The 14,146-nt window shown below is 72.3% G+C and carries 9 protein-coding genes; 1 reads left to right on the top strand and 8 read right to left on the bottom strand.

The window, feature by feature from the left end; all coding sequences use genetic code 11:
* Positions 1–7: 7 nt before the first annotated feature.
* The 5 genes from JOF41_RS24285 to JOF41_RS24265 form a co-directional block, all read right to left on the bottom strand.
* Positions 8–1,195, bottom strand: a complete 1,188-nt coding sequence (locus tag JOF41_RS24285) for an RNA-binding domain-containing protein (RefSeq protein WP_189222724.1) — start codon at positions 1,193–1,195, stop codon at positions 8–10.
* A 107-nt stretch (positions 1,196–1,302) separates the two neighbouring features.
* Positions 1,303–3,519 carry a 1,4-alpha-glucan branching protein GlgB gene (gene glgB / locus JOF41_RS24280; RefSeq protein ID WP_189222725.1) on the bottom strand — a complete coding sequence of 739 codons (2,217 nt, stop codon included), beginning with the start codon at positions 3,517–3,519 and terminating at the stop codon, positions 1,303–1,305.
* 7 nt (positions 3,520–3,526) lie between these two features.
* A complete protein-coding gene (locus JOF41_RS24275) occupies positions 3,527–4,858 on the bottom strand; it encodes a maltokinase N-terminal cap-like domain-containing protein (protein WP_189222726.1) in 1,332 nt (443 codons plus the stop codon).
* A 5-nt stretch (positions 4,859–4,863) separates the two neighbouring features.
* Positions 4,864–6,672, bottom strand: coding sequence for a maltose alpha-D-glucosyltransferase (gene treS, locus JOF41_RS24270; RefSeq protein WP_189222727.1), 1,809 nt, complete (start codon positions 6,670–6,672; stop codon positions 4,864–4,866).
* 92 nt (positions 6,673–6,764) lie between these two features.
* Positions 6,765–8,744, bottom strand: a complete 1,980-nt coding sequence (locus tag JOF41_RS24265; protein ID WP_209622182.1) for an alpha-1,4-glucan--maltose-1-phosphate maltosyltransferase — start codon at positions 8,742–8,744, stop codon at positions 6,765–6,767.
* Between the two features lie 345 nt (positions 8,745–9,089).
* On the opposite strand from JOF41_RS24265, the gene glgP reads away from it, so the two are divergent.
* Positions 9,090–11,636 (top strand): alpha-glucan family phosphorylase, encoded by a 2,547-nt coding sequence (gene glgP / locus JOF41_RS24260; RefSeq protein ID WP_189222729.1) that lies wholly within the window; start codon positions 9,090–9,092, stop codon positions 11,634–11,636.
* Between the two features lie 168 nt (positions 11,637–11,804).
* Here glgP and JOF41_RS24255 read toward each other — a convergent pair whose 3' ends face one another.
* From JOF41_RS24255 to JOF41_RS24245, 3 genes are read right to left on the bottom strand one after another with little or no spacing between them, the layout of a single operon-like run.
* Complete coding sequence (locus tag JOF41_RS24255; protein WP_209622178.1) at positions 11,805–12,914, bottom strand: tetratricopeptide repeat protein; 1,110 nt, start codon at positions 12,912–12,914, stop codon at positions 11,805–11,807.
* 21 nt (positions 12,915–12,935) lie between these two features.
* Positions 12,936–13,325, bottom strand: a complete 390-nt coding sequence (locus JOF41_RS24250; protein ID WP_209622175.1) for a rhodanese-like domain-containing protein — start codon at positions 13,323–13,325, stop codon at positions 12,936–12,938.
* The gene (locus JOF41_RS24245) at positions 13,322–13,900 is read right to left on the bottom strand and encodes a cysteine dioxygenase (RefSeq protein ID WP_189222732.1); all 579 of its coding nucleotides are present in this window, start codon (positions 13,898–13,900) and stop codon (positions 13,322–13,324) included. Before JOF41_RS24245 ends, JOF41_RS24250 begins: the two co-directional genes overlap by 4 nt.
* Between the last annotated feature and the right edge of the window lie 246 nt (positions 13,901–14,146).

Genomic DNA, 14,146 nt, shown 5'->3' with positions numbered 1-14,146 from the left:
GCACTCACTACCGCCTCCTCAGCGCGACTGCCACGTAGGACTCGGTCGGTCTGAAAGTCGGTTCGGGGTTGCCGTTCCTGGCCAGGCTCGAAAAGACCGTGGGGATTCCCGCGCCGAAGCGCTGGACGTAGCCGAGTCCGCGCATCACCTCGGCCAACGTCGGGTTCCGGTAGTCGGTCATGCCGCTGCCGAAGGTGTCGACCGTGACCGCGCCGAACGGTCCCCCCGGACTCACGACCTCCACCCTGTCCTCGTACCAGGTGATGCGCACCGGGGAATTGGTGTGCTCGTAGCTGCGGTGCATGACCGCGTTCCGCGCAACCTGCTGGAGCGCCGCTATCGGGTAGTCGGGAACCCGCCGTTCAGTTGCTTCGGAGGTGAAGTCGACCACCGAGCTGATGTTGAGGCCGAGGATTTCGTCCAATTGGCGGAGGACGGTGGGCAGCGGGCCGTCGAGTCGTTTCTCGTCCTTCACCGGATCGGCCAGCGTGGTGCCCGCGATCCGCAGGAACTGGACCCAGGCGCCGGGCACCCACTGCAGGGGGTCCTTGCCGATCGTGATGATCCCCGCCGCTGTCGGGGTGCCGTCCGGTGAGGTCAACCGCAGCGCGGCGAGGCGCTGGTGGACCGTTCGACCGTTGGCGGACAGCACGTTCGGCGGCACCAACTGCGGTATGAGCACCTCCTGGAAGAGCTGGAGGTCGAGGTCGTCGAGGGTCGCGCCGTTGATCGGCCTGCTGTCGAACGGCAGGTCCAGCGACCGGCGGCGCTCGTTGAGCATCCGCTCGTCCTCGGAATTGGCGACGCCGCGCCGAGGACCGACGCGGACCCAGATCTGCCCCTTGTACCGAACCGGGGGGGAGTTGCTGGGCTGGACCTCGACGGCGGCCACCTCGCCGCCGGGCAGCTCCACCTTCCGCACCGCCATCGAAGGGGGTGGGAGGATGTTGCCCTGATCGCGGTACGAGGCCAGGTTCTGCAGCAGTTGATCGGTGATCGGTGTGCCCGCGGGCGATCCGTCGTCCTTGACGCCGACGAAGAGCACACCGGGCTCGCGGTGGCCGGGCAAGTCGTTGGCGAACGCGCAGATCGCCTGGGCGATCTTGTCGGTGTTCCCCGCGGACTCCTTGCGCTCCACCCGATCCGATTCGAGGTCGGCGAGCAGGGCGTTGAGTTCGTCGTCGGCCAGCGCCATGAGCTGATCTTACGGTGGGTGAAGCCGATCGCAGCGCTCAGCGACCTGCTCCGGCGGCTGAGGACCGCGGCGGGGCGGTGCCAGGCGGACACCGCCCCGCGACCGGCTCACAGCAGGGTCGACGGTTCTTCGGGGATCGCCGCCACCGGCTTGGCCTCGGGCACCAGCCACAGCACGCCCGCGGGCGGCAGCTGCAGCACCGCGGAGGCCGGGCGGCCGTGCCACGGCCGCTCCTCGGCCTCGACCGCGCCCATGTTGCCGACGCCGGACCCGCCGTAGTCGCCGGAGTCGGTGTTGACCACCTCGCGCCACCGCCCCGCCAGCGGCAGGCCCACCCGGTAGTCGTGGTGCGGCTGCCCGGCGAAGTTGGCCACGCACGCCAGCAGCGAGCCGTCCTGGCCCCGGCGCAGGAAGCTCAGCACGTTGCCGCCCGAGTCGTTGGCGTCGATCCACTCGAAGCCCTCGGGCCGGTCGTCGACGCTGTAGAGCGCCGGGGTGGCGCGGTAGACGGCGTTGAGGTCGGACACCAGCCTGCGCACGCCCGCGTGCAGCGGCGCGTCCAGCAGGTGCCAGTCCAGCGACCGCGACTCCGACCACTCCTGCGGCTGGCCGAACTCGCCGCCCATGAACAGCAGCTGCTTGCCGGGGTGCGCCCACATGAACGCCAGCAGCGAGCGCAGGCCCGCGGCCTTGTTCCAGTCGTCGCCGGGCATCCGCTGCCACAGCGAGCCCTTGCCGTGCACCACCTCGTCGTGCGACAGCGGCAGCACGAAGTTCTCGCTCCAGGCGTACACCAGCGAGAAGGTGATCTCGTTGTGGTGGTAGGAGCGGTGCACCGGCTCGCGCGACAGGTAGTGCAGCGTGTCGTGCATCCAGCCCATGTTCCACTTGAAGCCGAACCCGAGCCCGCCCAGGTGGGTCGGCCGCGTCACGCCCGGCCACGCGGTGGACTCCTCGGCGATCATGACCACGCCGGGGTGCCGCTTGTAGACCGTGGCGTTGAGCTCCTGCAGGAACCGCACCGCGTCCAGGTTCTCCCGGCCGCCGTACTGGTTGGGCAGCCACTGCCCTTCCTCGCGGGAGTAGTCCAGGTACAGCATGGAGGCCACCGCGTCGACCCGCAGGCCGTCGACGTGGAACTCCTCGATCCAGTACAGCGCGTTGGCCACCAGGAAGTTGCGCACCTCGTTGCGGCCGAAGTCGAACACCAGCGTGCCCCAGTCGGGGTGCTCGCCGCGCCGGGGGTCGCCGTGCTCGTACAGCGGCGTGCCGTCGAAGCGGGCCAGCGCCCAGGCGTCCTTGGGGAAGTGCGCGGGCACCCAGTCCACGATCACGCCGATGCCGCGCTGGTGCAGCACGTCCACGAAGTGCCGGAAGTCGTCCGGCGAGCCGAACCGGGAGGTCGGCGCGTAGTAGGAGGTCACCTGGTAGCCCCAGGACCCGCCGAACGGGTGCTCCGCGACGGGCAGCAGCTCGACGTGGGTGAACCCGGTCTCCTCCAGGTAGTCGGCCAGCTCGGTGGCCAGCTCCCGGTAGCCAAGGCTGCGCCCGTCTTTCTGGGGCAGCCACGACCCCAGGTGGACCTCGTAGACGCTCATCGGCGCGTTGACCCACTGGGTGGCGTCGCGCCGGGCCTGCCAGGTGTCGTCGCCCCACTGGTAGGACGACTCGGTCACCACCGACGCGGTGGCGGGCGGCGTCTCGGTGGCGAACGCCATCGGGTCGGCCTTCTCGTGCCACACCCCGTCCTGGCCCAGGATGCGGAACTTGTACCGCGACCCCACCGGCAGGTTCGGGATGAACAGCTCCCACACGCCCGAGGACCCCAGCGACCGCAGCGGGTTGGCCCGCCCGTCCCAGCCGTCGAAGTCGCCGCACACCCGCACGCCGCGCGCGGTCGGCGCCCACACCGCGAACGACACGCCGCGCACCTCCCCGTTCGGGGTGTCGTAGCTGCGCACGTGCGCGCCGAGCACGTCCCACAGCCGCTCGTGGCGGCCCTCGCCGATCAGGTGCAGGTCCAGCTCGCCCACCGTGGGCAGCCACCGGTACGGGTCGTCGACCTCGACCAGGTGGCCGTCGTAGTCGACCTCCAGCCGGTAGTCGCCGGGGTGGTCGGGCAGCTCGCCCGCGAACAGCCCGTCGGCCACCCGGTCGAGCTCGAACCGCTTGTCGCCCGCCATCACCGACACCGCGCGGGCGCCCGGCCGCAGCGCGCGCGCCACGACGCCCTCGCGCACGTGGTGCACGCCGAGCACGGAGTGCGGGTCGTGGTGCGAGCCGGCCAGCAGCCGGTCGACGTCGTGGGGCTGGATGGCACTCACTTGCCGCTCACGCTCCCTCTCCTGTGATCCGGGCGATCGACGACAGCGGGACCGTCAACCACTCCGGCCGGTTCGCGTACTCGTAGGCCACCTCGTAGACCGCCTTGTCCAGCTCGAACGCCCGCAGCAGGTAGCCGCGCTGCCGCGGGTCGCCCACCGACTCCGCCGCGGCCTCGGCGTAGCCCTCGGTGAACGCCGCGCGGTTGCGCCGCGACCACTCCAGCGCGCGCACCGCCAGCTGGTGGTCCTCCGGCTGCCCGACCAGCAGCTGGTGCGCCGCGTAGTCGAAGGATCGCAGCATCCCGGCCACGTCGCGCAGCGGCGAGCGCAGCGCGGTGCGCTCGGAGATCGGCGCTCCGGGCTCGCCCTCGAAGTCGATCAGCAGCCAGCCGTGCACGGTGCGCAGCACCTGGCCCAGGTGCAGGTCGCCGTGGATGTGCTGGATGACCACCCCACCGGGGGTGTCGCGGGCCTGCTCGAACGCCTCGCGCAGGGCGGGCACGTACGGCTCCAGCTCGGGCACCGAGGCCACCACGCGGTCCAGCCGCTCGCCCATCGCGCGCACCGAGCGCTCGATGTCGTCGGCGTCCGCGCGCTGGCTGCCCAGCGCGTCGGCCAGGTTGGCGTGCACCGTCGCCACGGCCTGCCCGAGCCGCCTGGCCTCGCCCGCGAAGTCGCCGCCCACCTCGTAGGCGTGCAGGTCGCCCTCGGCCATCAGGTCGCGCACGCTGGTGGTGGCCATGGCCCAGCCGTCGACCGCGTCGGGCACGAACTGCTGGAGCATCGCGACGGTGGTCTCCCGGCCGTCGAGCACCCCGGTGATCGACCCCAGCGGGCGGGCGATGTGCTCGCAGCCGACCTCCTGCAACGCGCGCTGCAGCACCAGGTCCGGGTTGGGGCCGGGGGTGAGCTTGCGGAACAGCTTGAGGATGTACTGGCTGCCGTAGACCAGCGAGGTGTTGCTCTGCTCGGAGGTGACCGGCCTGCCCCGCAGACCGGTGGGGATCTCCACGCCCGGCTCGCGCTCGAAGCGCAGGTCGCCGATCCGCGCGTCGCGGGCCACCAGGTCCAGCAGGCGCCCGTTGAGCTCCAGGTCCGCGGTCGCGTCGCAGTGCTCCACCTGGTCGGTGGCCAGCAGCTGGTAGGGGGCGCGGCGGTCCTGCTGCTCCACCTCCACCACCAGGTGCACCAGCACCGGGTCCTCGGCGTTGAGCACGGTGGAGGTCAGCTCCCGCACCCCCGTGACGGGACGGTCCTTGCCGCCGAACCACCGCTGGGCGGGCAGCCAGGCGGGCAGCTCCGCCAGCACCTTCTTCACCAGGTCGTGAGCGTCGGTCACGTCGTTCACCTGCCCTCGCCGTCGTCGCCGGAGTCCACGAGCTGGAACCAGTAGAAGCCGTGCCCCGGCAGGGTCAGCAGGTACGGCAGCTCGCCGATGGTGGGGAAGCGCACCCCGCCGGTCAGCTCGACCGGTCGCGCGCCGCGGTGCTCGGCCAGGTCCAGCTCCACCGGCTGGGGGAAGCGCGACAGGTTGTTGACGCACAGCACGACGTCCTCCTGCCCGTCGGGCCTGCGCCAGCGCCGCCGGTAGGCCAGCACGCTCGGGTTGGAACCGCCCAGGTCGTCGAAGTCGCCCTCGGCGAAGGCGTGGTGCTGCTTGCGCACCTCGATCATCCGGCGGGTCCAGTTCAGCAGCGAGGACTGGTTGTTCAGCTGCGCCTCGACGTTGAGCGCCTGGTAGCCGTAGACCGGGTCCATGATCACCGGCAGGTAGATGCGGCCGGGATCGCAGCCGGAGAACCCGGCGTTGCGGTCGGGGGTCCACTGCATCGGCGTGCGCACCGCGTCCCGGTCGCCCAGCCAGATGTTGTCGCCCATGCCGATCTCGTCGCCGTAGTACAGCACCGGCGAGCCGGGCAGCGACAGCAGCATCGCGGTGAACAGCTCCTGCTGGTTGCGGTCGTTCTCCAGCAGCGGGGCCAGCCGCCTGCGGATGCCGATGTTGGCCTTCATCCGCGGGTCCTTGGCGTACTCCGCGTACATGTAGTCGCGCTCCTCGTCGGTGACCATCTCCAACGTGAGCTCGTCGTGGTTGCGCAGGAAGATGCCCCACTGGCAGCCGTCGGGGATGCGCGGGGTCTGCGCCAGGATCTCCGAGATCGGGAAGCGCGACTCCCGGCGCACCGCCATGAAGATGCGCGGCATCAGCGGGAAGTGGAAGGCCATGTGGCACTCGTCGCCGCCGACCTCGGGGTTGCCGAAGTACTCCACCACGTCGGAGGGCCACTGGTTGGCCTCGGCCAGCAGCACCCGGCCGGGGTACTCGTCGTCGACGACCTTGCGGCAGCGCTTGAGGAAGTCGTGGGTGCGCGGCAGGTTCTCGCAGTTGGTGCCCTCCTGCTCGAACAGGTAGGGCACCGCGTCCAGCCGGAACCCGTCGATGCCCAGGTCCAGCCAGAACCGCAGCACGTCCAGCATGGCCTCCTGGACGTCGGGGTTCTCGTAGTTCAGGTCCGGCTGGTGGGAGAAGAAGCGGTGCCAGTAGAACTGGCCGCGCACCGGGTCGTAGGTCCAGTTGGAGGTCTCGGTGTCGACGAAGATGATCCGCGCGTCGGAGTAGCGGGAGTCGTCGTCGCTCCAGACGTAGAAGTTGCCGTACGGGCCGTCGGGCTCGGCGCGGGACTGCTGGAACCAGGGGTGGGCGTCGGAGGTGTGGTTGAGCACCAGGTCGGTGATCACCCGGATGCCCCGGCGGTGCGCCTCGTCGAGCAGGTAGACGAAGTCCTCCACGGTGCCGAACTCCGGCAGCACGGCCCGGAAGTCGGAGATGTCGTAGCCGCCGTCGCGCAGCGGCGAGGCGTAGAACGGGGGCAGCCACAGGCAGTCCACGCCCAGCCACTCCAGGTAGTCCAGCCGGGAGGCCAGGCCCCTGAGGTCGCCGGTGCCGTCGCCGTTGGAGTCGCTGAAGGCCCGCACGAGGACCTCGTAGAACACCGCCCCCTTGAACCAGGCGGGGTCGCGCGGGACGAGGCTCGCGGAGCGGAAGTCCTCCGCTTGGGGTTCGACCAGCAGGCCGTCGGCGCCGACGGCCTCACCCGTGTGCGGCACGCCGGTGAGGCCGAGCGCCGCGTCGGGTCGGGGTTCTTCCTGCATGTGCTCCACCTTCGCCCCACCTCGTCGGGGGTACGTTCGACCGGCCCCCGCGCACCTGGTGGACGCGGGGACCGGTCAGATCCGGAATGGGACTAGCTGCTGAACCTGCGCTGCAACCCCACGACGTGCGCCGCCGCGCGCCAGGGTTCCAGCCGGACGTAGTTGGCCTGGCCCCAGTCCCACGTCTCGCCGGTGACCTCGTCGTGCGCGATGAAGCGCTCGTGCCAGTCGTGGCCGAGGGAGGGCAGGTCGAGCCAGAGGGTGCCGTCCTGGGCGTTGTGCGGGTCCAGGTTCACCACCGCGACGACCGTGTCCCCGGTTTCCGGGTCCTGTTTGGAGTAGGCGATCAGCGCGGGGTTGTCGACGTGGTGGAACTTCAGGGTGCGCATCTGCTGCAGCGCGGGGTGCGCCCGGCGGATGGCGTTGAGCTTGCGCAGCCAGGGCTCCAGGGATCTGCCCTCGGCCACCGCGCGCGCGTAGTCGCGCGGGCGCAGCTGGTACTTCTCCGAGTTCAGGTACTCCTCGCTGCCCGGTTTCACGGCCTCGTGCTCGAACAGCTCGTAGCCGGAGTACACCCCCCAGGTGGGGGACATGGTCGCGGCCAGCGCGGCGCGCAGCGCGAACATGCCGGGGCCGCCGTGCTGCAGCGACTCGTGCAGGATGTCCGGGGTGTTGACGAAGAGGTTGGGCCGGGCCTCGTCCCAGTGCCGGACCAGCTCCTCGCCGAACTCGGTCAGCTCCTCCTTGGTGGTGCGCCAGGTGAAGTACGTGTAGGACTGGGTGAAGCCCAGCTTGGCCAGGCCGTACAGCCGGGCCGGGCGGGTGAACGCCTCGGACAGGAACAGCACGTCCGGGTGAGCGTCCTTCACCGTCCAGATCAGCCAGGCCCAGAAGTCCGGCGGCTTGGTGTGCGGGTTGTCGACCCGGAAGATCCGCACCCCGTGCTCGACCCAGTGCAGGACCACCCGCAGCACCTCGTTGTAGATGCCCTGGGGGTCGTTGTCGAAGTTGACCGGGTAGATGTCCTGGTACTTCTTGGGCGGGTTCTCGGCGTAGGCGATGGTGCCGTCGGGCCGGGTGGTGAACCACTCCGGGTGCTTGAGCACCCACGGGTGGTCCGGCGCGCACTGCAGGGCCAGGTCCAGCGCGATCTCCAGGTCCAGCTCGCGGGCGCGGGCCACGAAGGCGTCGAAGTCGTCGATGGTGCCCAGCTGCGGGTGGATCGCGTCGTGGCCGCCCTCGTCGGCGCCGATCGCCCACGGCGAGCCGGTGTCGTCCTCGGTGGCGGTCAGCGTGTTGTTGGGGCCCTTGCGGTTGACCCGGCCGATGGGGTGGATCGGCGGCAGGTAGGCCACGTCGAAGCCCATCGCGGCGATCCGGTCCAGCTCCTTGGTGGCGGTGGCGAAGGTGCCGTGCACCGGCACGCCCGACTCGTCCACGCCCCCGGTCGAGCGGGGGAAGAACTCGTACCAGGAGCCGAAGGCGGCGCGCTTGCGGTCCACCCAGACCCGCTGCGGCCTGCCCTTGGTGACCAGCTCGCGGACCGGGTGCTCGTGCATGACCCGGCGCACGTCGGCGGCCAGCGCGGGGGCGACCCGCTCGGCCAGCGGCCGGTCCTCGTCGCGCAGCGCGGCGGCGGCGTTGGCCAGCAGCGGCTTGTCCTTGCGCCGGTCGGGCCTGCGGGAGACGCGGTCGAGCAGCCGCGCGCCGGTCTCCAGGTCGTTGGCCAGCTCGCCGGGGCCCTGCCCGGCGGCGATCTTGACCTCGACGGCGTGCAGCCAGGTGGCCCACGGGTCGCTCCAGGCGTCCACCCGGAAGGTCCACTCGCCCTCCGCGTCGGGCACGATCAACGCGGCCCAGCGGTCCAGGCCGGCCCCGTCCGGGGTCATCCTGGTCTGCCTGGCGACGCGGTCGCCGGGACCGCGCCAGGTGACCGTGGCGGCCACGGCGTCGTGGCCCTCGCGCCACACCGTCGCGCGGACCGGGATGTGCTCGCCCACCACGGCTTTGGCCGGGTAGCGGCCGCAGCTGACCGCGGGGGAGACATCGTCGATGCCGAGTCGGCCGCTCATCGGCAGCGCCCCTTCCACCTGGTGTGACGCTTGCTGGTCAAATCTTGCCCTCTTCGATCAAGGCGTGCGCCACCGGGGACTGTTATCACTGCTCTTCCTACCCCGTCCGGATGAATCTCACACCCGCTGATCATGAAGGTTCCTCGATCGGACCGCGAACTCCCGCGCGCGGGCGACCGCGTCACGCGGGTGGAGCAGCGTCGGCGGCGGGCCCCGGCGGTGCTTCACAGTTGTCGCGCCGGTCGGGTGATCACGGTGTTTCCGCAGGTCGGACTGGATCGGTCCCTGCATCGGTTCGGGTGACTGTTGCTTCGCACCGCTGGATGGGGGATAAGGTCCGACGCCATGCGAGCACTTCGCCGGTTCACTGTCCGAGCCAGCCTGCCCGAGCCGCTGTCCGCACTGGGCGCGCTCGCCACGAACCTGCGCTGGACCTGGCACCAGCCGACGCAGGACCTGTTCGCGTCGGTGGACGCCGCGGCGTGGGCCGACAGCGGCGACCCGCTGCGGCTGCTGTCCGTGGTCGACCGGGGACGGCTGGAGGAGCTGGCCCGCGACGAGGAGTTCCTCGGGCGGGTCCGCGGGCTGGCCGAGGACCTGCACCGCTACACCACCGAGCCGCGCTGGTACCAGCAGCGCCAGGACGAGCTGCGGCAGCGCCGCGAGCACGGCGAGCCGGACGCGGCCCCGCTGCCCGGCGCGGTCGCCTACTTCTCGATGGAGTTCGGCGTCACCGAGGCGCTGCCCAACTACTCCGGCGGCCTCGGCGTGCTGGCGGGCGACCACCTCAAGGCCGCCTCCGACCTGGGCGTGCCGCTGATCGCGGTCGGCCTGCTCTACCACTCCGGCTACTTCCGCCAAGCGCTGTCGCTGGACGGCTGGCAGATCGAGCACTACCCGGTGCTGGACCCGCAGGGCCTGCCGCTGGAGCTGCTCACCGAGTCCTCCGGCGCCCCGGTGCTGGTGCACGTGGCCATGCCCGGCGACCGGGTGCTGCGGGCCAAGGTGTGGAAGGCCCAGGTGGGGCGCGTCCCGCTGCTGCTGCTCGACTCCGACGTCGAGGGCAACGACGAGGACCTGCGCGGGGTCACCGACCGGCTCTACGGCGGCGACCAGGACCACCGCATCCGCCAGGAGATCCTGGCGGGCATCGGCGGCGTGCGCGCGGTGCGCACGTTCTGCGACCTGACCGGCCACCCCTCCCCCGAGGTGTTCCACACCAACGAGGGACACGCGGGCTTCCTGGGCCTGGAGCGCATCCGCGAGCTGATCACCGGCGAGGGCCTGGACTTCGACCAGGCGCTCGCGGCGGTGCGCGCGGGCACCGTGTTCACCACCCACACCCCGGTGCCCGCGGGCATCGACCGGTTCCCGGTGGACCTGGTGCAGCACTACTTCGGCGCGGAGACCCTGGTGCCGGGGGTGAACACGCAGCGGCTGCTGGCGCTGGGCGCGGAGGAGAACCCCGGCCTGTTCAACATGGCCCACATGGGCCTGCGGCTGGCCCAGCGCGCCAACGGCGTGTCCAAGCTGCACGGCGCGGTCAGCCGGGACATGTTCCGCGGCCTGTGGCCGGGCTTCGACGCCGCCGAGGTGCCGATCCGGTCGGTCACCAACGGTGTGCACGGCCCCACCTGGGCGGCCACCGAGATGGGTGAGCTGTTCGGGGAGGGCCGCGGCGACGAGGTCAGCGACCAGCGGCTGTGGGAGCTGCGCAACGGGCTGCGCGCCAAGCTGGTGCACGAGGTCCGCAGGCGCACCCGCGCCTCGTGGCTGCAGCGCGGCGCCTCCGCCCTGGAGCTGGGCTGGACCGACTCGGTGTTCGACCCGGACGTGCTCACCGTCGGCTTCGCCCGCCGGGTGCCCACCTACAAGCGGCTCACCCTGATGCTGCGCGACCCGGAGCGGCTGCGCGCCCTGCTGCTGCACCCGGAGCGGCCGGTGCAGCTGGTGGTGGCGGGCAAGTCGCACCCGGCCGACGACGGCGGCAAGGCGCTGATCCAGCAGATCGTGCGGTTCGCCGACGACGCGGGCGTGCGGCACCGCATCGTGTTCCTGCCCGACTACGACATGTCGATGGCCCGCTACCTGTACTGGGGCTGCGACGTGTGGCTGAACAACCCGATGCGCCCGCTGGAGGCGTGCGGCACCTCGGGCATGAAGTCCGCGCTCAACGGGGGCCTCAACCTGTCCATCCGGGACGGCTGGTGGGACGAGCTGTACGACGGCGGCAACGGCTGGGCGATCCCGACCGCGGACGGCGTCGGCGACCCGAACCGGCGCGACGACCTGGAGGCCGCGGCGCTGTACGACCTGCTGGGCAGCCAGGTCGCGCCGCTGTTCTACGACCGGGGCGAGGACGGCGTGCCGACCCGCTGGCTGGCCATGGTCCGGCACACCCTGACCACCCTGGGCCCGGCCGTGCAGGCCACCCGGATGGTGCGGGAGTACGTGCAGGACCTGTACGCGCCCGCCGCCGCCTCGGCGGCCTCGGTGGTCGGCGACGGCTACCGGGGCGCCAAGGAGGTGGCCGCGTACCGGCAGCGGCTGCGCGCGTCCTGGACGCGGGTGCGGGTGCTGGACTCCGAGCTGGAGCCGGAGGGCTCGGCCACGCCGCTGCTGGGCGCGCCGGTGCGGGTGCGGGCGCGGGTCGAGCTGGCCGGGCTGGAGCCGTCCGAGGTGGACGTGCAGGCCGTGCTGGGCAGGGTCGGCGACTCCGACGAGCTGCACGACGCGGTGGCGGAGACCATGCGCTACGTCGGCAACGGCAACTACGAGGTCGAGGTGCCGCTGCCGCACGCGGGCTCGGTCGGCTACACCGTGCGCGTGCTGCCCCGGCACGACCTGCTCGCCTCCCGCGCCGAACTCGGCCGAGTGGTCCTGGCCAACTAACCCCGTCTGCAAGTACTACCCGACACCCTCCGCCGGGCCGGTAACCACTACCGGCCCGGCTGGGTGCGTCGGCAAGTACCACCCGGCACGCCGTCGCGGGCCGGTAAGTACCACCCGAAGGCCCGAACGCTCGGTTCGCGGTGCTCGAACGCTCGGTTCGGGGTGGGGTCAGTCGATGGTGAGGCGGGCGTTGGTCTCGGCCACGCGCGGCGACCACCCGGCCAGCTCCACCGCCTCGACCAGGGTCCGCCGGGCGGCGGCGTTGTCGCCCGAGGCCATCTGCGCCCGCGCGACGGTGGCCAGCGCGTCGGCCCGGCTCAGCCCGCTCTCGCTGGCCGACGCGGCCTGCCTGGCCAGCTCCTCGGCGCGGGCCGGGTCGCCGCCGAGCAGGGCCAGCTGCGCCAGCGTCCCGGCGAAGCGGTGCGTCGGGTAGCCCAGCTGCAGCGCGCCCTCGGCGGCCCGCTGGGCGGCGGGCAGGCCGACCTCGGCGGGCACCTGGCCCGCCTCCACCGCGTTGGCCGCCGAGCTGGCCATCTCCGCCATCACGAACGCCATGTCCCGCTGGTCCAGGTCGGTGCGCCCGGCCAGCGCGCTGACCGCCCGCAGCGCCTCGGCGTACCGGCCGCGCAGGGTCAGCACGCCGATCCGCGAGCCGATCGCCACCAGCAGGTCCGGGTGCTCGCGCAGCAGCTGCTCGGCGACCCGCTCGGCGGTGTCCAGCTCGCCCGCGTTCAGCGCGTCGGAGACCTCGTTGACCATTGGCGTGGCCTCCAGCTCGGCCACCGGTCGCCCGGTCAGCCGGGGCAGCGCGAACAGGAACCAGCCGGGGGAGGTGGTGCCCGCGCCCCGGCGCGGCACCAGCGCGTTGACCAGCACCGCGGTCCCGGCCACGGCGAACCCGCGCCAGAACGGGCCGCCCGGCAGCCAGCTCGCCGCCACCAGCAGCGCGGTCAGCAGCACCGACACCAGCGCGGTCAGCCACAGCCTGGGCCGCACCGGCGCGCGCACCGACGTCAGGCCCACGGTCATCAGCAGCGGCACCGACCGCAGCACCACCCGCCTGCGCGGGCCGTTCCACGTGCGCAGCTCGCCGCCGACGCCGATCACCAGCAGCGACACCCGCACGCGGAACAGCAGCGCGCCGAGCACCTGGCCCACCTGCAACGCCGTCAGCGCGGCCAGCAGGCCGCACGCGGCCCCGCCGAGCCCGACCGGGAACGAACGCGGCTCCCACACCAGCAGCGCCACCAGGACCGCCGCCGTCAGCACCTTCCACACGGAGCTGGAGACGCTACCGGCTCAGGTCACCGGCGTGGTGCCGCCCGCGCGGATCGGCAGGCCCTCGGCGGCGTACGCGCGGAACCCGCCGTCCAGGTCCGTGGCGTTGCGCAGGCCGATGCGCTGCAGGTCGCGGGCGGCCAGGCTGGAGGCGTAGCCCTCGTTGCACAGCACCACCACCGTGGTGTCGGCGGTGAAACCGGGCAGCCGGTGCTCGCCGTGCGGGTCCAGCCGCCACTCCAGCACGATCCGCTCCACCGGGATGGAGCCGGGGATCTCGCCCTCGGCCACCCGGTTGTGGTGCGGCCGGATGTCCACCAGCAGCGCGTCGCGCAGCTGGGGCACCTCGCGCGGCGCCACCCGCCGCAGTCCGGCGCGGGCCCGCGCCAGCACCTCGTCCAGAACCGTCACGGCCCCTCCTGGTCGGCCAGCTCGCGCAGCCGCTCCAGCGGGAGCCGCAGCGCGGGCAGGGGTGGGATCTCGGCCGGGATGTCGGCCAAGCTCGGGTACTCGCGGGTGGGGACCAGCGGGGGCGAGTAGGCGTGCACGCTGGCCGCGCCGACCCGGCCGGTGTTGCGCACCCGGTGGGCGTGGCCCGCGCCGAACCCGATGGCCGCGCCGGTCCGCCGCCGGGCGCTGCGGATCGGGCCGCCGGGGTAGCGGTAGTCCTCGTCGAGGGCGCCGGTGAGCACGGCGAACGAGCCGGACGAGCCGCCGTGGTCGTGCGGCTCGGTGCCCTGGTCGGGCAGCCAGGACAGCAGCCACAGCTCGACGCCCTCGGTCAGGCCGAGGCGGGCCCACCAGCGCCGGTCGGGGTCGTAGCGCAGGATCTCGTGCAGCGGGGCGGCCAGCTCGCGGGCCACGGTGGAGGTCAGCTCGCGCAGCTGGCGGGGCGTCCACAGGTCGCGCTCGGGGTGGACCAGGCCGCGCAGCGGCGCGCCGTCCAGCGCGGGGTGCAGGTCGGCGCGGATGAGGGTGGAGGTCATGGTGAGGTCGCTCCGGATGGCTACTCGGGTTCGGGGTAGCGATCAAGACGCGACACGGCACTGGGAGGGCGGTGCGCTTCGGTGCGCTTTCAACGGCCGCGTCGCGTCCGGCTACACCCGCACGACGCCACCAGCAGGAGGTCGATCGTCCGGTCGCACCAGGTCAGCAACGGGCGGTTCACCCCTCGGATCGTGGCACGGCCACCGGCCGCCCGCACTTCCTCCCACCAGCCAGGATTGCCTCCG

The organism is Saccharothrix coeruleofusca, assembly GCF_017876325.1.
Lineage (GTDB): Bacteria > Actinomycetota > Actinomycetes > Mycobacteriales > Pseudonocardiaceae > Actinosynnema > Actinosynnema coeruleofuscum.
Note: the sequence above shows the minus strand (reverse complement) of the source record. Positions and strands in the feature narration are given on the sequence as shown.

Coding starts and splice junctions, on each gene's coding strand:
- JOF41_RS24285 (WP_189222724.1), bottom strand. CDS start 1,195: ATGGCGCTGGCCGACGACGAACTCAACGCCCTGCTCGCCGACCTCGAA.
- treS (WP_189222727.1), bottom strand. CDS start 6,672: ATGCAGGAAGAACCCCGACCCGACGCGGCGCTCGGCCTCACCGGCGTG.
- JOF41_RS24265 (WP_209622182.1), bottom strand. CDS start 8,744: ATGAGCGGCCGACTCGGCATCGACGATGTCTCCCCCGCGGTCAGCTGC.
- glgP (WP_189222729.1), top strand. CDS start 9,090: ATGCGAGCACTTCGCCGGTTCACTGTCCGAGCCAGCCTGCCCGAGCCG.
- JOF41_RS24245 (WP_189222732.1), bottom strand. CDS start 13,900: ATGACCTCCACCCTCATCCGCGCCGACCTGCACCCCGCGCTGGACGGC.